This is a genomic window from Pedobacter segetis, from assembly GCF_016623585.1.
Taxonomy (GTDB): domain Bacteria; phylum Bacteroidota; class Bacteroidia; order Sphingobacteriales; family Sphingobacteriaceae; genus Pseudopedobacter; species Pseudopedobacter segetis.
In genome coordinates, this window is the sequence record NZ_JAEHFY010000003.1 from 89,199 (window position 1) to 114,430 (window position 25,232).

Consider the following 25,232-nt stretch of genomic DNA (forward strand, 5'->3'; position numbering starts at 1 on the left):
GTATTGAGTATAGCGAAACTCAATATGCTATACTCAATACTTTGTACTAATCTAATTTCAAAACTGCCATAAACGCCGATTGTGGGATTTCTACATTACCCACTTGGCGCATACGCTTTTTACCTTTTTTCTGCTTTTCTAACAATTTGCGCTTACGTGAAATATCTCCACCATAACATTTGGCTGTTACATCTTTACGTAAAGCCCTCACGTTTTCACGGGCTATGATTTTTGCGCCTATAGATGCCTGGATAGCGATCTCAAACTGTTGTCTCGGAATTAATTCCCTCAGCTTTTCGCAAATGCGTTTACCAAAATCGTAAGAATTGCTCCGGTGGATCAACGATGAAAGCGCATCTACGTGTTCTCCGTTCAGCATAATATCTAATTTTACCAGATCAGATTGTTTGAAACCTGTTTGGTGATAATCAAAAGAGGCATAACCTTTTGAAATTGTTTTCAATTTATCGTAAAAATCAAAAACGATTTCACCCATCGGCATCTCAAATATCAATTCTACCCTATCGGCAGTTAAATAATGTTGGTTAACTATGGTTCCCCTTTTTTGGATGCAAAGCGACATTACCGGCCCAACAAATTCTGCTTTGGTAATGATGTTGGCTTTGATGTAAGGTTCTTCAACAAATTCCAACTTAGAGGGGTCTGGTAGTTCTGAAGGGTTATTTACCGTAAAAGGATCTCCTTTTGTAGTATGTGCGATATAAGAAACGTTGGGTACGGTTGTAATTACCGTCATGTCGAATTCACGCTCTAAACGCTCTTGGATAATTTCCATGTGCAGCATCCCCAAAAAGCCACAACGAAAACCGAAACCCAATGCCGCAGAAGATTCTGGCTCAAAAACCAAAGAAGCATCGTTCAATTGCAGTTTGTGCATCGCCTCTCGCAACTCTTCAAACTCATCGGTATCAACAGGGTAAATACCCGCAAAAACCATCGGTTTAACCTCTTCAAAGCCTTGTATGCCAACAACCTGACGGTCTTTTAATACAATGGTATCGCCAACTTTAACCTCCCTTGCTTCTTTGATCCCAGAAATAATGTATCCAACATCACCAGTTTTCACAGCATCTTTGGGTGTGGGGTTCAATTTTAAAATCCCAACTTCGTCTGCAATGTATTCTTTACCGGTAGCAACAAACTTAACTTTGTCGTTCTTTTTAATCTGTCCGTTTACCACTTTAAAATAAGCAATGATCCCACGGAAAGAATTAAAAACAGAATCAAAGATCAAAGCTTGTAAAGGCGCATCGGGATCGCCAACCGGAGCCGGCACTCTTTCTATTACGGCAGTTAAAATATCTTGGATGCCTAGGCCGGTTTTGCCAGATGCGGGGATAATATCAGAGCGCTCGCCACCGATCAAATCAATGATCTGGTCTTTCACTTCTTCGGGCATTGCCCCCGGCAGATCCATTTTATTTAAAATGGGGATAATGTGCAGGTCTTGTTCTAAGGCCAAATAAAGGTTAGAAATTGTTTGCGCCTGAATACCTTGAGAAGCATCTACGATCAATAAAGCACCCTCACAAGCGGCAATAGACCTAGAAACCTCGTAAGAAAAATCTACGTGTCCCGGTGTATCGATCAGGTTCAGAATATATTCTTGCCCCTCATGGATATAGTTCATCTGGATGGCATGGCTTTTTATGGTAATGCCGCGTTCACGCTCCAGATCCATATTATCCAACAACTGTGCTTGCGATTCGCGTTGGGTAACCGTAGAAGTAAACTCCAACAATCTATCGGCAAGGGTACTCTTACCGTGATCTATATGTGCAATAATGCAAAAATTACGTATATGCTTCATCTGAAACGCAAAGATAGATTTTTAAGGAGAATAATTGGGATGTTTTTGATGTAGATAATATTGATTTTTTTAATTAAAATTCTTTTTGATTAGAATAATTGAAATAAAATAATTTGGGCGTTTTAAAACTCCGCCAACTGGCGGATATATCTTTTTTCTTATCCTTCGACTCCCTTTTCGACTCCGCTCAGAGTGACAATGCTCAGGATGACAAAAAAAGCCTTCCCGAATTACAGGCGGGGATGCCACTTCAATCCTTAACGCAAAAAACCTTTGTTTCTTTGTGAAAATCTTTGTGTCCTCTGTGGTTATATTTAATTTTCCACTATCCTCAACTTCGCATATTTTAACAATAGCTGCTTTTGCCCGATCTCCTTAAAAAAAACGGTTGCTTTAAGATCACCTTTGCTGCCTTCTAAATTGATCACTTTGCCAAACCCAAAGCGTTCATGCTCTACTTCTTGCCCGGTTTGTAGCTTTGAGGTATCGCTTGGTGCAAAACCCGCAGTTGGTACGTGGGCTTTCGCCAATAATGAAGTTGTTAAAACTGCTTTGGTGGCGGGTTTTGGTTTAGAGAAAAAATCGCCTTGAATAGGTTTTTCTGCAGTTTTGCTTTGCCATTTATTGCGCTCATCGCCAAAGCCCGTACTTTCCCTTGGTGCTTTTTGCGTAAATTCTAGTTCTAAATATTTCGGCTCGATCTCATCCAAAAAACGGGAAGGCTCACAATTGATCAATGTGCCAAACCTGAAACGTGATGTAGCATAACTTAAATGGAGTTTTTTTTCTGCCCTTGTAACGGCAACATAAAACAAACGGCGCTCTTCTTCTAGATCTGCCCTAGAATTTAATGCCATTTGAGACGGAAACAGGTTCTCTTCTAAACCCACAATGTAAACCTGTGGAAATTCTAAACCTTTAGAAGAATGGATGGTCATCAATGAAACGGTGTCTTTATTGGGGTCTTTATCATTATCATCATTGGTTAACAGGGCAATATCTTGCATAAATATATCTAAGCCGCGTTCTTCTAGATCTTCCCTTTCAGAAAACTCTTTGATCCCGTTCAAAAGTTCTTGGATGTTTTCATAACGATTTAAACCTTCTACAGATTTATCGGCATATAGATCTTTTAATAAGCCAGATTGTTGGGCAATATGTAAAGCTGCATCGTAAGCAGTGCTGTTTTTTGCCACCACCATAAAGCTTTGGATAGAAGCGGCAAAATCTGCAACAGCTAAAGCAGCCCTGTTTTCCAGATACTTTGGGGCATCGCAGATGATCTCGAACAAGGTTTTTTCGTTTTGGTCTGCGGCCAAAATAACCCTATCTAACGTGGTTTTACCGATCCCTCTTGCGGGATAATTGATTACCCTTTTAAAGGCTTCCTCATCGCTTGGGTTAAAAGTTAGGCGGAAGTAAGCGATCAAATCTTTTATTTCTTTTCTTTGGTAAAAAGAAAGCCCACCATAAATTTTATAGGGAACGTTTAGTTTGCGCAAGCCTTCTTCCATTGATCTTGATTGTGCGTTTGTACGGTACAAGATGGCAAAACTCTTCCATTCTAAATTGTTGTTCCCTCGCTCTTGGATGATAGATTCTGCCACAGATTTCCCTTCTTCATTGTCAGAAAAAGAACGTGTGATTTTTATTTTCTCGCCGGTTTCGTTTGCAGAAAAAACATTTTTCTCTAACTGGTTTTTATTGTTAGAAATGATGCTGTTGGCAACATTTACGATATTTTGCGTAGATCTGTAATTCTGCTCTAGTTTAAAAACCTTAACATCGGGGTAATCTTTTTGAAAGTTGAGTATGTTTTGGATGCTGGCACCCCTAAAAGCGTAGATGCTCTGTGCATCATCACCCACCACACATAGGTTTTCATTAATGGCGGCTAGTTTTTTCACGATCAAATATTGCGAAAAGTTGGTATCCTGGTACTCATCAACCATTAAATATTTAAACTTGTTCTGGTACTTATAAAGCACATCTGGATGCTCTTTTAACAAAACGTTTGTTTTAAAAAGGAGGTCGTCAAAATCCATGGCCCCGGCCTTAAAGCAACGGTTTACGTAGGTTTCATAAATTTTGCCTAAAAAACCACGCCCATTACTAAAATCCTCGGCTTGTATGGCCTCATTCTGTTGATATTCTTGGGCAGAAATCAGGTTGTTTTTGGCATTTGATATACGCCCGTAAACGAAATTGTGATGATAGAGTTTATCATCGAGGCTCATTTCTTTTAATATGGTTTTGATCAAGCTTTTGCTATCATCTGTATCATAAATGGTAAAATTATTTGGATAGCCTATTTTATTGGCCTCAACCCTTAATATTTTTGCAAATACAGAGTGAAAAGTACCCATCCAAATGTTTTTAGCCTCCCCTCCAACAACGGTGGTAATACGGTTACGCATTTCTTTTGCTGCCTTATTGGTAAAAGTTAGCACCAAAATATTAAACGGATCAATGCCTTTTTGGATAAGGTGGGCAACCCGGTATGTGATTACCCTGGTTTTTCCCGATCCCGCACCCGCAATGATCATTACAGGGCCCACTATTTGTTGTACCGCTTGTTTTTGTGATGTATTTAATCCTGCTAAAAAATCCAAATCCTAAAGTTTATGAGAAATGCGAAAATAAAAAAAATGGGGCAGAGATTTTAGCCTTGCCCCATTTAAAGATTTCCACCATGTTTATTTTCTGTTTAAATGATACCTTGTTGGATCGTTTAAAGCCTCATTGATATCCATGATCTGCTCATCAATTTTATTAACGCATTTTATTATTTGGGGCGATATTTCATTGCTATCTACCATATCGTCCTCCACCAAAAGCATTAAACCTTTAAGCGTAGCAACAGGCCCACGTATCTGGTGTGATAAATGGCTAGAGTATTCTGAAAGTTTTTGATTTTTAATGATCAGGTCTTTGGTGCGTTCTGCAATTAGTTCTTCTAAACGATGGTTGATCCTATCTACATTGTTTTTTTGCCTTATCACCTCATCGTTTAAGGTTTTTAGCTCTAAATTAGATTTCTTTGATTTTTTGTTGGTTTTTATCAATAGAAAAATAACGAAGAAAGAAAGTATGGTAACAATACCTGTGGCAATTGAAAGTTTTTTAGCGTTTTTTTGTTGTTGGATAGTTAATTCATTCTCTTTTTGCTGTTGTTGTTGTTTTAGGGTTTGCTGTATTAAATTAATGTTAGAGGTTATGTTTTTATTATAATTAACGCTATCCAGTACATTTATCTCTTTTAAATAACCTAAAGCTTTCTCATAATTTTTTCTTTTATATTCTAACTGATAATTGGTGTATATGTAGTCATAAATAATCTTACTGTCATTAACTAATTTTGCAAAAGCCATTCCTTCATTTAAGAATTTAGAAGCATCTTCAAATTTATTTTCAGCAATATAAATAGCAGACAAGCTTAAATTGATTGAAGAAACTGCACTATTTAGTTCATGTTCTTTAGATTTTCTATTTGCTTCTAGAAGTAATTTTTCTGCTTTATCAAATTGATTCGTTTTAAAATAAATTACTCCCCTATTTTGTAAACTTTGAGTGATACCAATTGGATTATTAATTTCATTGAATAATTCGCTGCTTTTTTCATAATTTTTAAGGGCAACTGAGTAATTTTTTTTACGAAGAAAAGTATTTCCTATATTTAAATAAGAACCTGCTATCAAATCTTTTTTATTGTGTTTTTGAGCTATTTGTAATGTTTTTTTAAAATATTCTAAGCTTTTATCGTAATCAATATCTATCCAAAGGTTGCCTATATTGTTAGCTACTTTTGCTTCTCCAAGATCATCCTTGAGGAATTTAAACTGATTTAAAGCTAATAGATAATAATTTAATGCAGAATCTCTTTGGTTAAGATAATAGTATCCAATACCAATAATCCTATTAGATTCTGCTTCGCCTTCTTTGAATTTTATGGCTAAGGCCATTTTATTAGCCCTTTTTGCCATCAAAATAGTTTGATCTGGATCGGTTAATCTGTTTTGATAGCTAGCTTTGTTTATTTTATTAACCGCAGACGAATCTTCATTTTCTTTTATACCATTTATTTGAAATGCGTAGGTATTCAAATTATTTATGATTAATAAGAAAAATAAAAACCTTTTCATTAAAATCGAAGCGTTAAGTTAAAAAGCCGAAATATTTTTTCATGTAAAGTTTTAATCCTGTATGAAAAAAAAAATCTTTATAAAATAAAAATAAAAATAAAAATAATTGTAATAAAATTTATTCTTTTAAGAAATAAATTTTTCATTTAAAATTATAGTCCCAACATATTTGTACTGTAATTAACATTTAAAGGTTACATAAAATTTAAAATTATGAAAAAAATATTAATAGCATTGGTATTGGTATCTGCAATGGCAGCAACTTCTTGTAAAAAAGATAATGAATTAACTCCAGCAAAAGCAAATAAAGTTCAAACCATGGATGGTTCATTGCCTAAAAAAGATCTAGGCACTTGGGATTAACCCATCACTAAATTCTTTAGCTAAAGGCTAAAGTATAAATTGGTATATTTGCGTAAATCTATATTTTATGCAAATTATTAAGGAGTACGTAGAAGAAAACCGCCAGCGTTTTCTTCACGAATTATTTGAACTGTTAAGATTTCAGTCTGTTAGTGCCGATCCTAAATATAAGGATGAAGTACTAAAAACGGCAGATTTTGTTGCAGATAAATTGAAGAATTCGGGGGCAAACCATGTTGAAGTTTGCCCTACGGAGGGTTACCCTATAGTTTACGGAGAGAAAATCATTGATAGCTCTTTGCCAACGGTATTGGTGTATGGCCATTATGATGTACAGCCGCCAGACCCGATAGAGCTTTGGGAAACTCCGCCTTTTGAGCCTACCTTGCGTGATGGAAAGATTTACGCCAGAGGTGCTTGCGATGATAAAGGTCAGTTTTATATGCATGTGAAAGCTTTCGAGCTGATGGTGCATACCAATACTTTGCCTTGTAACATCAAATTTATGATCGAGGGTGAAGAGGAGGTGGGTTCTGATAACTTGGGTAAATTTGTTGCCCAAAATAAGGAGCGATTAAAAGCCGATGTGGTTTTGATATCCGATACTTCTATGATTAGCATGGAAAACCCAAGTATAGAAACTGGGTTACGCGGTTTGGCTTACATGGAAGTAGAAGTTCAGGGGCCAATAAAAGACCTTCATTCTGGGGTTTACGGTGGTGCGGTTGCCAACCCAGCAACCATTCTTTGCCAAATGATCGCATCCTTGCATGACGAGCATAACCACATTACTATTCCCGGGTTTTATGATGGAGTAATCAACCTTTCTGAAGAGGAAAGAAAGTCATTAAATGATGCTCCTTTTGATTTAGAGGAGTATAAAAAAGAACTTTCTATTGATGATGTTTGGGGAGAGGCGGGATACTCTACAATTGAAAGAACGGGGATTAGGCCAACATTAGAGGTAAACGGAATTTGGGGCGGTTATACCGGCCCTGGGGCAAAAACCGTTCTCCCGGCAAAGGCAAATGCCAAAATATCTATGAGACTTGTTCCTGGACAAGATTGGCGTAAAATTTCAGAATTATTTAAAAATCATTTCGAGAGTATCGCCCCCAAATCAGTAAAGGTAAAAGTTATTGCCCATCACGGTGGCACCCCTTATGTAACCCCTACAAATTCAATTGCTTTTAAAGCGGCCTATAAAGCCATAAAAGATTCTTTTGGTAAAGAACCCGTACCAACTAGGGGCGGTGGAAGTATCCCAATTGTGGCTTTGTTTGAAGAAGAGTTAGGTATTAAAACCGTACTAATGGGCTTTGGTTTAGACAGCGATAGCCTACACTCACCAAACGAAAAATATGATGTTTTCAATTATTACAAAGGCATAGAAACCATCCCCCTATTTCACAAATATTTTGCCGAAATGAGTAAATAAGTTTAAAGGTTTGGCAGATTTCTGATTTTTCAAAAATCAGCCAAACTTGTTTATTTTTGAATAAAAGGTTTAATGTCTTTTATAAAAATAGTTGTTCTTCTTTCTCTCCCTTCTCTGTTTAGATGATAAACGGTATCATAAAATAGGCTATCATCAAATATGTAATTTTCTGGTTTATTTATAAAAGGTACGTTCTCAATTTTCTGATGCAGTAGTTGATTTAGATCATCTATTGCTTTTTTGTTTTTTTTGTATTCTGATTTTGGATAGGATACATAAGAAATCAATAACTTGGCTCCTTTCTGTTTACATACGCTATTAAACTGATTGATCAATCTGGCACTTTTATCTACCTCTAATTTCCCAATATGTTCTTTATCCCTCAATTCTATTAAACCGGGCAAACCTAAATGCCCTATATCATCACCATATTTATCAAATTTCTGACGGTTAAAAACAGGGTCGATTTTAATGGTTTGGGCTTCAAAACGCTTTTTAAATTTGGCAAAGTTTGCCAAAAACATTTCTTCTAAATTAAAATGGTAATAATTTCTGGAAGGCGGGTATAAATGCTGCGTAAAGCTGATCAGGTCAATATCTGGCTCAAAATCATCCAAATAAAGAGGATATTCTAGGCAAAGTACAATTAAGTCTCCTTTTTTTACAGATGGTTTTACCTCATTAAGCATAAACGCTAAGCCCAAACCGGCATGTAAACCCATATTTATTACATTAACTTTTAAATTATCTTCTATTAATGGGCTATTGATGCCAAAGGCGAGGTTTGATCCACCAATTAAAATGAGCCTATTACTGTCTATTTGTTCTAAGCGTTGGTGTTTATCTATAATTGCGCCTAAATAGTCTGTTTTAGGATTGTATTTTCTTTTAAAAGTTAAAGACAAGCTAAAGAACACCACACTTAAAATGGCTAAAAAAACCGTTGATTTTATGATGAATTTCTTCAAACCTTTAAAATTGAAAATATATAAATTGCCTGTTGTCAAAAACGCCGCATACCATAATGATCAACACTACTGCAAAATAAGTAGCCCATCTAAATGCAAAAGGTTTGGATGTAAACCATAAAGCAATGTTGTGTTTGTTCTTGAAATAATTAATGGTTTCTAAAAATATGATTAAACCAAGCGCAAAGAATTTAGAAATCCCTAAATATTCAAATACAGGCAAATTGTGGTAGATATTATAAAAAATCTCTTTTAAGCCGCCCCACAAATGACTGATGATATAATATGCAACAGTAAAATTATCTGATCTAAAAAATATCCATGCAAATGCAACTAAAATAAAAGTGATGATTGTTGGCAAAAACGTAATCTTATCTAATAAGAATACTTTACTATAATTTTTGCGAAACTTAGAAGTAAGGGTTCCAAATATGATGTAGAAACCATGTAAAGCTCCCCAGATAACAAAAGTCCAACTTGCGCCATGCCATAAACCGCTTACTAAAAAAACGATAAAAATATTAAAATACCACCTTGGGATGGCTACTCGATTTCCTCCCAAAGGAATATATAGATAATCTTTAAACCAGGTTGAAAGAGAGATATGCCACCTTGTCCAGAATTCTTGCACACTTTTAGCTTGGTACGGACTTCTAAAGTTGGTCATTAAGTTAAATCCCATAACCCTTGCTGCGCCTATTGCCATATCAGAATAACCAGAAAAATCGCAAAAAATTTGAAAAGAGAAAAAGACCGTTGCGATGATCAGGCTAGAGTCTTGGTGTTTTTGAGGGTTGTTATAAACGGTATCTACTAAAATAGCGAGCCTATCTGCGATTACTACTTTTTGGAACAAGCCCCAGATCATCAGCCTTAAACCGCTTGTTACACGGGCATAATCAAAATCAAATTTTTGCCTAAATTGATGTAATAGGTTTTGCGGTCTTTCAATTGGCCCGGCAACCAACTGAGGGTAAAACATTACATAAAGCGAATAAATGCCAAAGTGCCTTTCTGCTTTTTGATGCCCGCGGTAAACCTCTATGGTGTAACTCATGGCTTGGAAAGTATGAAATGACAAGCCTATGGGCAGCAGGATAGATAAATAGGGAAGTGGGTCTTTAAGTCCGAAACCGGACAATAGAAATGAAAAGTTTTGGTTTAAAAAATTGAAGTATTTAAAAATGGCCAAAACACCAATATTGGCAACCAAACTCATGATCAAGAATTTTTTTCTTCTTTTACCTTCAGAATTTTCTATATAAATACCTGCAAAATAATCTATAATGATAGTAAAACCCAGTATCAGAATGTATATGGGCACAAAAGCCATGTAAAAATAGCAGCTACTTAACAACAATAAAACCCATCTTTTACCATAGGGGAGCGCAAAATAAAGAGAAGTAACAATTATGAAAAAGAATAAGAAATGAAAAGAATTAAAAAGCATATTCTTTTTTACTTGTAAAGGCCAGGTTTTATAAGATTTGATTCAAATATATTAAATAAACAGTTAAACTAAATTTTAATTATTTATTACATAAATTAAGACAAACAAAAAAAGTCTCGCCAAATAGCGAGACTTGATACCTCAATTGTTCTCCTTATTTCAAAAGCTTTTTTACTGTTTTTATAATATGCGCCGCATCTATTTGGGCTGCACTCAACAATTGCGATTTCTCGCCAGATGAGGATATTTTTGAAACTGCTAATTTTACAACTTCTAAGTTCTCTTTAGCTAAAGCTGATGAAACGAAATCGCCAAAACCACCATGTTCATAATGATCTTCTACGGTAATGATGATCGGTTTTTCGGTTTCTGAAACACATTCTTTTAATGTAGCTGCATCAACCGGATTTATGGAGTAACAATCTACAACTCTAATATTTATATTTTCTTTTTTCAATTCTTCGGCAGCTGTAATGGCTTCTATCACAGTAATACCGGTTGCCGCCACAGTTAAACCATCTTTCTTGGATTTTCGTAATGTTTTAGATCCACCGATTTTGAAAACCTCGCTTTCATCATAAAAAATTGGGGTTTTTGGGCGTAGCGTTCTCATATAGCTGATCCCTTGATGATTTATCATCAATGGAACCAATTTACTTGTTGATACAGCATCAGAAGGTTGTAGTATAATGATGTCTGGTTCGGCACCAAAAAAGGCAATATCCTCTAAACCCATTTGTGAAGGGCCATCTTCGCCAATAGAAACACCAACATGGGAACCAATAAATTTGATGTTAGATTCTGATACCCTAGCCATTCTTATTTGATCTGCTGCCCTGGTAAAAAAAGCCGCAAAAGTGGCTACAAAGGGTATTTTACCAATTCTTGATAATCCTGCGGCTACAGAAACCATATTTTGTTCGGCAATAAAACATTCTACAAACCTTTCTGGATAGGCTTTATAAAAATCTAAGGTGTAAGTAGAATTTTTAACATCGCCATCTAGGCCGTACAGATTTAGGTTTGATTTTCCTAATTCCGTAAAAACCTCCCCAAAAACCTCTCTGGTAGCATATTCTTTATTTTTATCGAATTTTAGCTTAGAAAATGTTTGTTCTAAAGGGTTTTTTGTAACCTCGGTCTTTTCTGTCATTTTTAGCTCGAAACGTAAACTATCGTCAACCTCTCCCAACTCTTTTAAAGCGGTTTTTAATTGATCGGTATTTAACGGTTTGCCATGCCAGCCTTCTTTATCTTCTAAAAATGAAACTCCTTTTCCTTTAATGGTCTCTGCAACAATGGCAACAGGTTTTCCATTGGTATTGCTATGTGCTTTTTGTAGTGCTTTATCTATTTCTTCTAAATCATGGCCATCAATTTCAATCACCTCAAAACCAAAAGCTTTAAAGCGGTCAGCATATTCTTTTAAATGATGCCCAAACATGGTTTCGCCACTCTGCGCCAAACGATTGATGTCTAAAATTGCGATCAAATTATCTAAATGATGATAGGAAGCAAAGTTTGCCGCCTCCCAAACCTGGCCTTCTGCAAGCTCGCCATCACCCAAAACAACGTAAGTTTTATAAGGAAGTTTTTCCCTTTTCCCTATTAAGGCCAAACCAGCCCCAACGGATAAACCCTGGCCCAAAGAGCCGGTTGCTGCTTCTGTAAACTTAAATTTTGGTACGGGATGACCTTCAAATTGGCTCCCAAATTTTCTGAGTGTTCTTAAGCTCTCTAAGGGATAAGCTCCTGCAATGCCAAACAATGTATAAAGCAATGGGGCCGCGTGGCCCTTGGAAAGCACAAAACGATCGTTGTACTTATTTAATGGTGCTGATAAATCGTATTTTAGATATTTATCAAATAAAACGGTGGTTACATCGGCAATTGATAGGCAAGATGTAGGGTGGCCAGAGCCGGCCTCGGTAGTAGAGACCATGCACCATTTACGCACTAACTTTGCTTTTTCTTTTATGGATTCTATGTTTTTCATATTCAAAAATGCTCAAGAAAGATGCCACTTGGTGTTCTATGATAAATTTTGCAATTATCGAGTGTTTTTTTTGATAAGGTCGCTTTTCAAAAGCAATTTGTAGGATAGAGTTTAATCCCTATTTTTGCAATCCAAGATAAAATAATTATGGCTAAGGCAGGAGACTTAAAAACAGGCAATATTATCCGTTTTAACGGAGATTTGGTAACTATCGATGAATTGATACATCGTACGCCAGGAAAGGGAGGTGCATTTTATACAGGTAAAATGCGGAGTATTAAAACCGGCAAAATAATAGAACTACGTATGCGTACAGATGAGGAGGTGGATATTGCAAGGGTTGAGACCAAAGATTATCAATATTTATATGATGATGGGGATTATTTTGTGGTGATGGACAATATTACGTTTGAACAATTTAACGTACCCAAAGAATTATTTGGTAGTTCTGCAAGGTTTTTAAAAGAGGGGATGAATGTTTTGATTTCTATGGAGAGTGAAGAGCCGATTATTGCAAAAGCACCCAATAATGTTGAGTTAGAGATTGTTTATACAGAGCCAGCTGTTAAAGGCGATACCTCTACAAATGCTTTAAAAAATGCTACTGTTGAAACAGGAATTGAAATAAAAGTACCATTGTTTGTAAACCAAGGCGATAAAGTAAGGGTTGATACCGCAACAGGTGCTTATATTGAGAGAGTGAAATAATAGATGCTTAAAGCTTGAAGTAAAATGCCCAAAGCAAATATCCAGTACCAATTACAGTGTAAAAAAATTGGCTTCCGAAAAATTCTCGGAAGCCAATTTTATTTGGATAAAATTTTAGGATTTACTTTGAAGGAATAAATTTTAGAGCAGCAGAATTGATGCAATATCTTAAACCAGTAGGAGCAGGCCCATCATTAAAAACATGGCCTAAATGTAAACCTGTTTTAGCCTCTACAACTTCATCCCTTGTCATCCCGAAAGAAGTATCTTTTGCCCAAATAACAGCTTTATCGTTAATTGGTTTTGTGAAACTTGGCCATCCTGTACCAGAATCAAATTTATCGTCAGAGCTAAACAATGGTTCTCCGGTGGCAGCGCTTACATAAATTCCTTTTTTATGGTTGTTATAATATTCGTTTTTGAAAGGTGTCTCTGTGCCTTCTTTTACCATAATCTCATAAGTAGCTGGGCTTAAGATTGCCCTCCATTCTGCATCTGTTTTAGCCATAGGGAATTTTCCCTTTTTGGTTTCAACGTTTTCAGTAGAAGTTTTATCTTTTGTTTTGTTTTGTCCACAAGCGGTTAAAGTTGAAGCCGCAATGATTATGGCAAATAATATATTCTTTTTCATGATTAAATATTTTATAGTTTTTAATTTATTTACGGCATTTTGCAGCAACAAGATGTTTTGAATTTGTTAAATTCTGTTAAACTAACTCTACTATACTACCAGCCTGGTGAGAATGCTAGGCCAAAAACTGGCTTTGTAACATCTTTTCTATTAAATGGAAAAGCCAAATAAGGTTCTAACACAAAATAACCAAACACATTTACCCTAGTAGAAATACCGGCACTTAGGGCGGGTACCTTAACATTGGTTGCATAAACCGGTGTATTTGTTGGCCCAGCTGTTCCAATTTGATCAGGGCCTTTTTGGTTAAGTTTAATCACATCGCCTTTATCCCAAGCCAAGCCGGCATCAAAAAACAAGTTTAGCTCAGAAAATAAAAACTTAGACGGAATTACAGAAAGTTTTTTTGGCCCGGTAAATGGTAAACGCACTTCAAAATTAGCAACGGCAATTCTGTTGCCAATTAGTTGGTTAATATCAAAGCCGTTTGATGAAGTACCAGAACCGCCGTTGTTTTTATAAAAACTGTTTGCCTCATAACCTCTGATCAAATATGGGTAACCTATAAATAAAGGATAAAGTTGTTGGTTATTAGTGTTTCCTAATCGGCCATAGCCATATAACCTACCTGCAAATGTTACTGGTTTTGCCCTAACGTATTTTCTTAAATCTATGGTTGGTGCAGTGTATTGAAACGTACCAAAATTTTGCTCTATACCAATTCTATATCTATATCCATTTAAAGGGGAGGCAACACCTTGGAAAGAATTATCGCCCACTAAAGCTGTATTTAATTGCAAAATACTGTAAGGAGTAAGTTGATAACCAAAACCGTTATTTTGATTATATTCTGCTAGGCTGATTTTTTTTCTATCCTGATAAAAAGGGCTTCCTACAAAACCGCCCCCCAAATCTTGATAGTAAGTGCTATACCTATCAACACGGTAAGAGTAGTGTGAGACTCCGGCACCAAATTCTGCCCTTATAATTTTAGAGAAAGGGTAAGAGGTAAATCCTTGTGCCGATTCTTCAAAAACCCTAATGATATCATAATATTGATTATAGGCCGGTATTGTGCCGCCTCCTTGGGCGGGCAAACTGGTTTGCTCTATACCATAAGTGCCAAATTGATAAGGTATGTGTGAAATAGCACCGCCCCAATTCCATCTGCTTTGTTGGTTTACATAAGCTATCTGAGCGCCAAAATCATAAATTTCTCCATTAACATTGGCTGCTGCAAAAATTTGGTCCCTACTTAAAATATCGCTAAAAATTGCTTGCACACCACCAGATAAACCTGTGCCAAACCTACTTGTAGAAACTCCGGCACCGGTGTTTGCTATATAATCTAATTTGAATTTTGGCCTAAACGGAATTGATTTTACGGAATCTGTTGGGAGATCATTATAAACCTGGAAGTTTTCTAAATTTTTGTTAATGATGTTAACCCCAACAGAATTTGGAGGTGGAAGTGTAGCTGCAGCTAAGTTTACATACTCTGGATCAACAACTTTACCTTTAAAAGCTGTATCTTTTGCATTATAAAGTATATATTTTTGATGTCTATAATAAGAATATACGACATCATTATCGTTAGAAATACTTAATGCCGGCGAGTTTTCTGTGATGCCACTTATCCCTGTAAAATAATCTGTTAATTGTTCCACTTTACCAGTTGCAATTGTATATCTGTAAAGATTTCTAAACCCATCTCTGTTAGAAAGGAAATATATCTTAGAGTCGTTTTCTGCGAAAAGCGGATTATAGTTATTTGCTGCCTCAAACAGATCAATCCTTTTGGTAGATTTATCTTTTAAATCCATAATGGCCATTCCCATGGGGATTGCGGCAGCAACATTATCGCTTTGTTCGCTATATTTATCAGTAGAGAAAACTATTTTAGTTCCGTCTGCAGAGTAAGATGGTTGGTATTCTGTGTATTTATCATTAGTTAGCTGCGTAACTTCTTGCGAAGTAAAATTATAAGAGAACATATCGCTTTGGCCATTCTTTAAACCTGTAAAGGCAACATTATCCCCATCCGGGGACCAGGTTAGATTTCCAAATTGTTCTACGTCTCCCATGCCTTTTTCTAGCAAAGTTTTCCCGTTAGAAACATCAACAACAACCAATTTATTTCTTCCTTCGGCAAAAACACTAAAGGCAAACTTTTTACTATCAGGAGACCAAGCACCTGCGGACTCTATAAAATTAAATTCATCTATGTGGGAATCGCTTATTTTTGAAGTTAACTTCCTAATCGTAGTCCCTGTATGGGCATCTGCCAAGTATAAATCGATAGAAAACAAATCCCTTTCAGAAAGATAGGCCAAATAATTGCCATCGGGGCTAATTGCCGGTGCCACATTCATTTCCCCACCATTTGTCTCATCAACAATTTTTGTACCTATCGGTGTTTGGGTGGTGTCTTTTAGATAAGGCTTGTAAGCATTTTCTAAAGAACTTTTCCATAAACCAGACAAGGTTTTATCATCATAGCCAAAAGTTCTTCTTATGGCAATTTGATAGCCGTACTTGGCTGTTGATTTAAAGAAGGGAAAAATTGTGGTATCACCATAGGTAGAGCCTATAAAGGCCCAAAATGCCTGCCCGTAACGATAGGGGAAATACTTGCTATTGGTGGTTAAATCTTCTAAAGTTGGGACATCGTTATTCAAAACTGCATCCCTCATCCACATTGCTGTGTTTGCATCTATTTTACCCAAAGATAAATATTCTGCCATACCTTCTACCATCCAAAGGGGCAAATTTCCTAAGTTTTCTAATTGGGTAGAATCTCCTTCTATTAATGAATGATATTGAAAAGCATGTACCAATTCATGACCCAAGACATGGCGTGTTTGGGCATTGATCTCTTGTAAAGGCATTACAACTCTATTTTTTAAGCCTTCTGTAACGCCCCTGTTCCAACACCAATTTCTCCGCCTATGGCTGTTGTTTGCTGAAACTCTGGGGAGTTACCGTACAAAATGATAGGGTTTGGTTTTTTAAAGGTATCTCTAAAAATTTGTTGATGCAGGGCATACCAAGCTTCACTTTCTTTTGCAAATTCTTTAATTAAGCTATCGTTTTTAGTGTAATAATAAAGATCAAAGTGTGGGGTTTCGTAAACTTTAAATTTTAAGTTTTTATACCTTACTTTATTTTGCCCAAAATATTGCGCTTGTGCGCCAAGGGAGCAAAACAAAATCAGTATCACTAAAAAACCCAAAGATTTTTTAGGATTAAAGGCAGTTACAATTTTTTTCATATCGTACATTTTAGATTGCAATTTCATTAACGGAAAAAATATAGTTTAAACTTTAATATTTGAAAACGTTTACATTAAAAAGATAAACTAACCATTAATTATTTTGTTCGTTTTTTCTTTCTTCACGTTTTAATTTTCTTTCTTCTTTTTTGGTAATTTCTTGTTTTATTGGTTGGCTTTGCTTGTTCTCTTCTTTATTTTGAGTTGGATTTAAGGGCTTTACCTGTTCTTTCTTTTGCGTTGTATTTTCTTTGGTAACATTGTTATCTGGTAATTGGTTTTCTTCTGGTTGTGGCAACGGATCATCTGTTTTAAGGGAGTCGGTAAAAATGCTATCCACAGAAAACGTATCTGCTACAATGCGTGGCGAAACACAATAATAAGAACGAGTGATTGGCACTTCTGGTTTTGGGAATGGCCCTTCTGTTATACCGGTAGAGGGGTCTTTATAAACTTTCTCCATAAATTTTGCGAAGATGGGCAAGGCGGTTCTTGATCCCTCGCCGGTTTGCATGGTTTTAAAATGAACGCTACGATCATCTGCACCAACCCAAACTCCGGTTACCAAATCTTTTGTGATCCCCATATACCATCCATCCACATAATCCGATGAAGTACCGGTTTTCCCTCCGATTTGATTGTTTTTTTTCCACAAATCCCATTCCCATAAAGCTTGTGAAGTACCACCGGGTTCTTCCATCCCGCCCCTGAACATATAAAGCATTAACCAAGCAATTTCTTTGCTTAATACTGGAGTTTGTTTCGCTTTAAAATCTTCGATCAGATTACCATCTTGATCGGTTATCTTTTCTACCAAAATAGGGTCCACTTTGTTCCCTTTGTTTAAAAACGTACCATAAGCTTTTACCATTTCATATACAGAAACATCATTAGGCCCTAAACTAACAGACGGTACGGATTTAAGTGGACTTTCGATACCGCACTTGTGCGCATATTCTACCACTTTATCCCAGCCAACTTTTTCTGTAACCTGTGCCGTTATAGAATTTACAGATTTTGCCATTGCCCATCTTAAAGACATCTCGCGATACGTAAAATTATAATCTGCATTTTTAGGCTCCCATACTTTGGTTTGGTCTCCGTCTTTGTAACTGATGCTCACAGGTTTATCTGTCATTTTATCGCATGGGCTCATCCCGCTTTCTAATGCGGCCAAATAAGCAAATGGTTTAAATGTAGAGCCAGCTTGTCTTTTAGATTGTATTACATGGTCGTATTTAAAATAAGTATGGTCATCGCCACCTACCCAAACTTTAATTTTTCCAGAGAATGGGTCTAAAGTCATCATTCCGGTATTCAGTATCTTGGCGTAGTACTTTATAGAATCTATGGTAGAAAATTGTACTTGCTTATCTCCGTCCCAAGAAAACACGGTCATTGTTTTTTTCTTGTTTAATATTACGTCTATAGAATCAGGATCGTTAACATATTTTCTTTTAAAGTTATTGTACCACGGCAAACGCTCTATGCTGTTTTCAATAAAATCTGGTATGGTTACGCCTTCTGAGTTTTGCCAAGCGTCTTGGTTGCCCCAAGTGTTATCAAATCTTTTTTGTAAGATATTCATTTGCTCATGAACGGCTTCCTCGGCATATTTTTGCAATTTAGAATCAATTGTGGTATAAATCTTTAAACCATCTTCATAGAGGTTATAATCATTATCTTTACACCATTTTTCTAACCATTTTGCAACTTCAGAACGCAGGTAAGAATCACCATCGTTTTTGCCGGTATCTTTTCCTAAATCTAATTTTATTGGTTTTTTAATTGCCAATTGATACTGGCTGTTAGATAGAAATTTGTACTTGTTCATCTGCGCAAGCACCACGTTTCTTCTTTTAATTGCGTTCTCGGGGTTTTTTATCGGGTTATAGGTAGATGTTGCTTTCAACATCCCAACTAACATTGCTGCCTCATCAACATCAAGGTTAGAAACCGGTTTATTAAAATAATGCTTTGCGGCGGTGTTTATCCCATAAGAATTGTTACCAAACGGTACTGTATTTAGGTACATGGTAATAATATCGTTCTTTTTGTAATTTGCTTCTAATTTAAAGGCGGTTAACCATTCTTTGAATTTAGAGACCAGTGTTCTTATTACCGGTATTTTTCTTAATAAGCCTTGTGATTTATTTAAACGCGTACGATAGAGGTTTTTTGCCAATTGCTGCGTAATGGTGCTTCCACCTCTTGTATCTCCACCAGCAGTTGATACAATGCCCGATGCCAAGGAGTAAAAATCTACTCCGCTATGCTTATAAAATCTTACATCTTCGGTTGCGATAAGGGCATTGATCACATTACTGTCTATCTCGTTAAAGTCAACAGGGGTACGGTTTTCTGTGTAGTATTTGCCTATTAGTACGCTATCAGCGGTATAAACTTCTGATGATACATTTAACGTGGGTAATTTTATGTCTTTTTTTGTGGGCGAATATCCAAATAAACCTAAAAAGTTAAGTTCTACGGCACATACAAAAATTATGATGAAATAAATGACAATGGTTAAGTATCTGATTGGTTTATTGGGTATTTCCTTAAACATATAAATAATGATAGAGTATGTTACGTATTAATTAATAGATTATTATCAATAATTTTTAAAGCAAGGGCAAAGGTAAATTTAGTTTTTAAATGATATTGTAAAAAAGCACTTAATAGGGGGTTTAAAGCTATTGTTGGTCAATTTTTTTTATATAAAGGTTTAAATTTTAACAGTATTTAACAATTATTATAATGCCGATTTAATTATTGTGGGCCTAGGGATTATTTTAGTCAATATTTAATATTTTCTACTCCCGATCCTCAACTTTTAACTTAAAATTAGTCTATGATCTTAAACCTATCGGCATCTTTTAAAAAGGGCATTTCATTTCTGGTTTTCTCTACCTCATCATGCTGGATGGTAAAAGTGTAAAGGTCTTCTTCGTCTTTTTTATAATAGATAACCTTTCCTTGCGGATCAAGGCATGTTGTGTCTCCGCTGTAATAGATTTCGTTTCCATCATGCCCAACCCTGTTTAATGCAATAATATAAGATTGGTTTTCTATTGCCCTAGCAGGTATTAATTTTTGCCAATGATGGCTGCGTTTTTCTGGCCAGTTTGCAACTACTAAAAGCAGATCATATAGCTCGTGGTGGTTTCTAAGCCAAACAGGGAAACGCAGATCATAACAAATAACTGGCATAATTTTCCAGCCGTTCAAATCAACAATTAATCTTTTGCTGCCCGCTGTGAAAACCTCGTCTTCTTTTGCCATCGCAAAAAGATGTTTCTTGTCGTATTTTTCATAGGTACCGTCTGGTCTCATCCAAATTAGCCTGTTGTAATATTTCTCATTTTCTTTGATAATTAAAGAACCTGTGAGCACCGCATCAAAACGTTGTGCTTTTTCATGCATCCATTTCATGGTTTTGCCGTCCATTTCTTGGGCCAGCTCTTTGGCGCTCATGGTAAAGCCAGTATTAAACATTTCTGGCAGAATGATCAGATCTGTTTTTTCTCTTATCGTATCTAATTTTAATCCTAAGTTTTGTAAATTTTTATCTATGTTTTCCCAAAACAGATAGGTTTGCAAAAGCGTGATTTTTAGTGGATTCATGGTTTTGGTTTTGCTGTTTCATATTTTTTTCAAAAGATTGGCTGCTTGTTCTAAAGTTTCGTCTTTTTTAGCGAAACAAAACCTTAAGGTTTTAAAATCTGTGTTTCTGCTGTAAAAGCTAGAGTTTGGGATGCTTGCAACTTTAAAATCTTTTACCATTCTCATAGCTAACTCAACGTCTTTTTCATCACTTATATTTTGATAGCTTACATTCTGAAAGTAAGAACCCTCACAAGGTAAAAGGCTAAAATTGGTTTGTTTTAATAAAGTTCTAAACAGGTCTCTTTTATTTTGATAAAATTCTGATAGGTTTAACCGTAGATCATGTTTATTGAGGTAGCTATCAATGGCATATTGCATGGGGGTATTAACGCTAAAAACCAAAAATTGATGAATTTTTCTAAACTCCTTCATCAGGTTTTCTGGGGCCAGGCAATAACCAATTTTCCAACCGGTACAATGCAAAACTTTCCCGAAACTGGCGGTAATAAAAGTTCTCTCTTTTAGTTCTGGATATTTAGCTAAGCTTAAATGTTCTTTTTGATCAAAGGTTATTTGCCCGTAAACCTCATCGCTGATAATAAATATATCGGTATTATGAGTAATTATTTTCAGTTGCTCAATATCTTCTTTTTTTAATAGCCTACCCGTTGGGTTCTGGGGCGAATTGATGATGATCAATTTTGTATTTGCCGTTACCAATTTTTTTACCATGTCCCAATCAATATCAAAAAAGGGAGGTTGCATCTCAAAATATTTTACCAAGCCACCAAATACTTTAACTGTTGGCGCATAACAATCATAAGCAGGTTCAAAAATTATAGCTTCATCATTGGGTTTAATGATAGTGGCAATTGCGGTGTAAATGGCCTGCGTACCGCCTGCAGTAACGGTAATTTCTTCTTGTGGCGAGTAATAAGAATCAAACTGGTTTTCTATGAGTTTAGATATGGTTTCCCTGAGGCATAATATGCCAGGCATTGGGGCATACTGGTTATTCCCGTTTTTCATTTCTTTGGTTACCATCTTGATCAATTCTGGGTCTATATCAAAATCTGGGAAGCCTTGCGATAGGTTAATGGCGTTGTTTTTAACCGCAAGAGCGGTCATTTTAGAAAAAATGGAGTTAGAAGTTTGAGGGAGTTTAGAAGATATTTGGATCACGTAAAGATTTTGGTTGATTTGTTTTTCAAAATAAACGTAATTTTTAGCAAAGTGAAACTATTTGCCAAAACATTTGTAAATTTATTTCAAAAGTATTAGAAATTTATCTCGTTTTTTTTCATGAACCATCAATCAAAAGAAAGTAAGCTCTTTGTAATATTGGGAAGTTTTTTAATTGCCAATGCCATTTTAGCCGAATTTATTGGAGTAAAAATATTCTCTGTAGAAGAATCTTTAGGTTTCGCAAAATTTAACCTCAATTTGTTTGGCGTTAACGGGCTTTCTTTCAATATGTCTGCAGGGGTTGTTACTTGGCCTATCGTTTTCATCATGACAGATATCATCAATGAATATTATGGAACAAAGGGAGTGAAATTTCTATCTTATTTAGCGGCTATTTTAATAGCGTTCGCATTTTTTGTGGTTTTTGCCGCCATGAGGTTGGTAGGGGCAGATTTTTGGGTTAACCAAACCATTAATGGTGCAAATTTGAACATGAATAATGCTTTTAGCGGTATTTTTGGGCAAGGCATGTGGATCATAGCCGGTTCCATTACCGCTTTCCTAATCGGCCAAATTGCAGACGTAAAGATTTTTCATAATATCAAAAATGTAACCGGAGACGATAAATTGTGGCTGAGGGCAACAGGATCCACCTTGGTATCTCAGTTAATAGATAGTTTTGTGGTAATTTTTATCGCTTTTTATTTAAACCCGCAATACCATTGGAGCTGGCAGATGGTTGCTGCAATTGGTTTGGTAAACTATACCTATAAATTTATCGTAGCGTTATTAATGACCCCGATCCTTTACTTGGTACATGGCATTATTGATAAGTATTTGGGTAAAGAACTTGCCCACCGATTAATGGAAAGTGCAGCAACTGAAAAATAAGGAGCCTTTGTTTTTTACTAGTTTTCTGATCTTCTGTTTTTTAATTGTTTGATCAACTCTTCCCTAAAATCTCTTTCTGCGGCATAAAGCTCCTTTACCTTTTCTGGTGATAGGATTTCATTAAACTTGTAGCGGTATTTTTTTTTGAGGTCTAATATTTTGCCATCAAATTTAAAATCATCATCCACGGTTTTGCTAGCATCATCAATATTTTGTGATCTAGCTTCTTTCTTTTGGCGATTAATGGCCGAAAGATCATCTTGATATTGATTATAAACGGGCCAAAATTTTTGGGACTCTTCTGGTGATAAATCTAGCCTACGTGTTAAATATCCTATTTTAATGCTCTCTATATGCCTAGCTTTTTTTTGGTTCCCATTTTGGGCAAAAGTTAAAGAGCTAGAAAGCAGTCCAAAACTCAAAAGAATGATCCAAAAGTAATATTTCATTTTATGGGGTGTTATTTATTAGTTCCAATATTTCCTCGTCTGTTAAGTTTGATTTATCTGAAGAAAAAGATGGTTTTTCTGGTAAGTTTTCTATGATTAAAGGAACATCTGCATTATCTGTATGTTGTTTTAAGTAAGATTCAATCTCTTCATCTGGCACCTGCGATAATTGGTAGCTTAAATTTTTTGTTTGGTGGATGTTCAAATATATCCCGGCAGAAGTCATCAATAAAATACAGGCAGCTGCGGCATATCTAATAAAACTAAACCTAATTACTTTAGAAAAACTTTTCTTTTGAGGTTTTACAGCATTTAGGATTTTTAATTTAGCATCTTCAAAATAGCCATCAGGAACCGCAAAATCGGTACTGTTATTTTTGATTTTTTCTAGATTTATTTGATTGATGATCTGATTGCTCAAATCGTCAAAATAATTGTGAGGGGTTATAAAGGTATTGATTTTACTTAAGGCGCTAATTTTTATTTCGCCAATAATTTTGTTGGATAAATCATCAAAATAATTTTCAGGTACTTTAAAAGGGTTTGTTTGATCAATTGCAGCTAAGAGAGGTGCGCCATTTTCCCGTTCCATATTTTTATCCTCTGTGTTCATTTGCTTTTATTGATAGATTATTTGATAAAAGGTTTAATCATTAGAAAGTAAATGATGCTCTATTTTTTTAACAGCTAAATGGTACGAAGCCTTTAAAGCCCCCACACTTGTTCCTAAGATATCAGAAATCTCTTGGAATTTTAAATCGTCGTAATACTTCATGTTAAAAACCAACTTTTGTTTTTCTGGTAAGGTAAGTAATGCTTCCTGTAGTTTCTTTTGGATGGCATCTCCGCTAAAATAGTTCTCTTCGTTTAGGTTCTCGCTTAATTGTTCTCCCAAATCATCAATCGAGATGTTGTTCTTAGCTCTTTTTTTCTTTAAAAAAGTAATACATTCGTTAGTTGCGATGCGGTATATCCAGGTATATAGTTGGGAATCTTGCCTAAAATTGATCAAGTTTTTCCAAACTTTTATAAAAACATCTTGAACCAGGTCATCGGCATCATCATGGTTTAAAACCATCCTTCTAATATGCCAATAAACTTTCTGTTGATATTTTTCCAATAATAATGAGAAAGACTCATTTCTGGTCTTCTCGTTTTCAAATTTTTGAAGTATAAGCGAGTCTTCCACGATCATTTTAAACAGATAAGCCGAAGTTTTAAATACTTCGGCTTAAATTACGCTATGCTGAGCAAATTATTTTCTTTTCATTACTTTTTTAACAGCATCAACAATATTGCTGCTATCCAAACCATATTTTTTCATCAACTCTTCTGGTTTCCCGCTTTCGCCAAAACTATCGTTTACGGCAACAAATTCCATTGGGGTGGGTGTATGGGTTGATAATAACTGAGCAATGCTTTCGCCTAAGCCACCATATCTGTTGTGCTCTTCGCAGGTTACCACACATCCTGTTTTCTTGGCTGATTTTAAAACAGCCTCTTCATCCAAAGGTTTTATGGTATGTATATTGATGATTTCTACGTTAATCCCCTCTTCTGCTAGTTTTTCGCCAGCTAATATCGCTTCCCAAACTAAATGGCCTGTAGCAAAAATACTTACATCGGTACCTTCATTAACCATCCACGCTTTACCTATCTCAAATTTTTGATCGGCAGGAGTAAAAACTGGCACAACAGGGCGACCGAAACGCAAGTAAACAGGGCCGTGAAATTCGGCAATTGCTTCAGTTGCTGCCTTGGTTTGGTTGTAATCACAAGGATTGATCACTGTCATGCCGGGAAGCATTTTCATTAAACCTATATCTTCTAAAATTTGGTGGGTGGCACCATCCTCGCCTAGCGTTAAACCGGCATGCGACGCACAAATTTTAACGTTCTTATCAGAATAAGCAACAGACTGGCGTATTTGATCGTAAACCCTACCTGTAGAGAAGTTAGCGAAGGTACCAGTGAAAGGGATTTTCCCGCCAATGGTTAATCCGGCCGCCATACCGATCATATTCGCTTCTGCAATACCCACTTGGATAAAACGATCGGGAAATTCATTAATAAAATCTTGCATCTTTAATGATCCCACTAAATCTGCACAAAGGGCAACCACTTCTTTATTTTTTTTGCCCGCTGCCAATAAACCGGCACCAAAACCAGAACGGGTATCTTTTTTTTCTGTATATGTGTATTTTTTCATTATCTATATTTTATGTTAAGACATTAAAGAATGCTTTACAGTTTTTTGTATCTCTTTTTTTTTAATTTTTTTGTTAGAGAATGTTTTGCGGTTT

At 35.8% G+C, this 25,232-nt stretch carries 20 protein-coding genes; 4 read left to right on the forward strand and 16 right to left on the reverse strand.

Translation table 11 applies throughout. The annotated features are described in order from the left end of the window. Positions 1–46: 46 nt before the first annotated feature. From lepA to I5M32_RS02730, 3 genes are all read right to left on the reverse strand, one after another. Positions 47–1,831, reverse strand: coding sequence for a translation elongation factor 4 (gene lepA / locus I5M32_RS02720; RefSeq protein WP_200584644.1), 1,785 nt, complete (start codon positions 1,829–1,831; stop codon positions 47–49). 314 nt (positions 1,832–2,145) lie between these two features. Then, entirely contained in the window at positions 2,146–4,443 is a 2,298-nt protein-coding gene (locus I5M32_RS02725; protein WP_200584645.1) for an ATP-dependent helicase, read from the reverse strand. 84 nt (positions 4,444–4,527) lie between these two features. Continuing rightward, positions 4,528–5,973: a tetratricopeptide repeat protein gene (locus I5M32_RS02730; protein WP_200584646.1), complete on the reverse strand. Its 1,446-nt coding sequence runs from the start codon at positions 5,971–5,973 to the stop codon at positions 4,528–4,530. 213 nt (positions 5,974–6,186) lie between these two features. On the opposite strand from I5M32_RS02730, the gene I5M32_RS02735 reads away from it, so the two are divergent. Together I5M32_RS02735 and I5M32_RS02740 are read left to right on the forward strand one after the other, a co-directional pair. Continuing rightward, positions 6,187–6,336: a hypothetical protein gene (locus I5M32_RS02735; protein WP_200584647.1), complete on the forward strand. Its 150-nt coding sequence runs from the start codon at positions 6,187–6,189 to the stop codon at positions 6,334–6,336. 67 nt (positions 6,337–6,403) lie between these two features. Next, entirely contained in the window at positions 6,404–7,774 is a 1,371-nt protein-coding gene (locus I5M32_RS02740) for a dipeptidase (protein ID WP_200584648.1), read from the forward strand. Between the two features lie 50 nt (positions 7,775–7,824). On the opposite strand, the gene I5M32_RS02745 is transcribed toward I5M32_RS02740, so the two are convergent. The 3 genes from I5M32_RS02745 to I5M32_RS02755 all read right to left on the reverse strand — a co-directional run bounded on the left by I5M32_RS02745 (position 7,825) and on the right by I5M32_RS02755 (position 12,188). Further along, positions 7,825–8,742, reverse strand: a complete 918-nt coding sequence (locus tag I5M32_RS02745) for a hypothetical protein (RefSeq protein ID WP_200584649.1) — start codon at positions 8,740–8,742, stop codon at positions 7,825–7,827. Between the two features lie 4 nt (positions 8,743–8,746). Further along, positions 8,747–10,075: an MBOAT family O-acyltransferase gene (locus I5M32_RS02750; RefSeq protein WP_234461840.1), complete on the reverse strand. Its 1,329-nt coding sequence runs from the start codon at positions 10,073–10,075 to the stop codon at positions 8,747–8,749. 271 nt (positions 10,076–10,346) lie between these two features. Beyond that, positions 10,347–12,188: a transketolase gene (locus tag I5M32_RS02755; RefSeq protein WP_200584651.1), complete on the reverse strand. Its 1,842-nt coding sequence runs from the start codon at positions 12,186–12,188 to the stop codon at positions 10,347–10,349. A 147-nt stretch (positions 12,189–12,335) separates the two neighbouring features. Here I5M32_RS02755 and efp point away from each other — a divergent pair, with 147 nt between their 5' ends. Then, positions 12,336–12,896 (forward strand): elongation factor P, encoded by a 561-nt coding sequence (gene efp, locus I5M32_RS02760; protein WP_200584652.1) that lies wholly within the window; start codon positions 12,336–12,338, stop codon positions 12,894–12,896. Between the two features lie 121 nt (positions 12,897–13,017). Here efp and msrB read toward each other — a convergent pair whose 3' ends face one another. The 6 genes from msrB to I5M32_RS02785 form a co-directional block, all read right to left on the reverse strand. After that, positions 13,018–13,527 carry a peptide-methionine (R)-S-oxide reductase MsrB gene (gene msrB, locus I5M32_RS02765; RefSeq protein WP_200584653.1) on the reverse strand — a complete coding sequence of 170 codons (510 nt, stop codon included), beginning with the start codon at positions 13,525–13,527 and terminating at the stop codon, positions 13,018–13,020. Positions 13,528–13,622: 95 nt separating this feature from the next. Next, the gene (locus I5M32_RS02770; RefSeq protein WP_317193089.1) at positions 13,623–16,415 is read right to left on the reverse strand and encodes a DPP IV N-terminal domain-containing protein; all 2,793 of its coding nucleotides are present in this window, start codon (positions 16,413–16,415) and stop codon (positions 13,623–13,625) included. A gap of 14 nt (positions 16,416–16,429) precedes the next feature. Then, positions 16,430–16,798: a hypothetical protein gene (locus I5M32_RS16900; RefSeq protein WP_317193090.1), complete on the reverse strand. Its 369-nt coding sequence runs from the start codon at positions 16,796–16,798 to the stop codon at positions 16,430–16,432. 94 nt (positions 16,799–16,892) lie between these two features. Further along, positions 16,893–19,364: a penicillin-binding protein 1A gene (locus I5M32_RS02775; protein ID WP_200584654.1), complete on the reverse strand. Its 2,472-nt coding sequence runs from the start codon at positions 19,362–19,364 to the stop codon at positions 16,893–16,895. A gap of 278 nt (positions 19,365–19,642) precedes the next feature. Next, complete coding sequence (locus I5M32_RS02780; protein WP_200584655.1) at positions 19,643–20,422, reverse strand: amidohydrolase; 780 nt, start codon at positions 20,420–20,422, stop codon at positions 19,643–19,645. A gap of 18 nt (positions 20,423–20,440) precedes the next feature. Further along, positions 20,441–21,586: a methionine aminotransferase gene (locus I5M32_RS02785; protein ID WP_200584656.1), complete on the reverse strand. Its 1,146-nt coding sequence runs from the start codon at positions 21,584–21,586 to the stop codon at positions 20,441–20,443. Positions 21,587–21,706: 120 nt separating this feature from the next. Between I5M32_RS02785 and I5M32_RS02790 the strand changes: the two genes are divergently transcribed. Beyond that, positions 21,707–22,480 (forward strand): queuosine precursor transporter, encoded by a 774-nt coding sequence (locus tag I5M32_RS02790; RefSeq protein ID WP_200584657.1) that lies wholly within the window; start codon positions 21,707–21,709, stop codon positions 22,478–22,480. 17 nt (positions 22,481–22,497) lie between these two features. Here I5M32_RS02790 and I5M32_RS02795 read toward each other — a convergent pair whose 3' ends face one another. The 4 genes from I5M32_RS02795 to I5M32_RS02810 form a co-directional block, all read right to left on the reverse strand. Then, positions 22,498–22,929: a hypothetical protein gene (locus I5M32_RS02795; protein WP_200584658.1), complete on the reverse strand. Its 432-nt coding sequence runs from the start codon at positions 22,927–22,929 to the stop codon at positions 22,498–22,500. 1 nt (position 22,930) lies between these two features. Next, complete coding sequence (locus I5M32_RS02800) at positions 22,931–23,542, reverse strand: hypothetical protein (protein WP_200584659.1); 612 nt, start codon at positions 23,540–23,542, stop codon at positions 22,931–22,933. 33 nt (positions 23,543–23,575) lie between these two features. Further along, positions 23,576–24,118 (reverse strand): RNA polymerase sigma factor, encoded by a 543-nt coding sequence (locus tag I5M32_RS02805; RefSeq protein ID WP_449580850.1) that lies wholly within the window; start codon positions 24,116–24,118, stop codon positions 23,576–23,578. A 66-nt stretch (positions 24,119–24,184) separates the two neighbouring features. Further along, complete coding sequence (locus I5M32_RS02810; RefSeq protein WP_200584661.1) at positions 24,185–25,138, reverse strand: transketolase family protein; 954 nt, start codon at positions 25,136–25,138, stop codon at positions 24,185–24,187. Positions 25,139–25,232 lie beyond the last annotated feature (94 nt).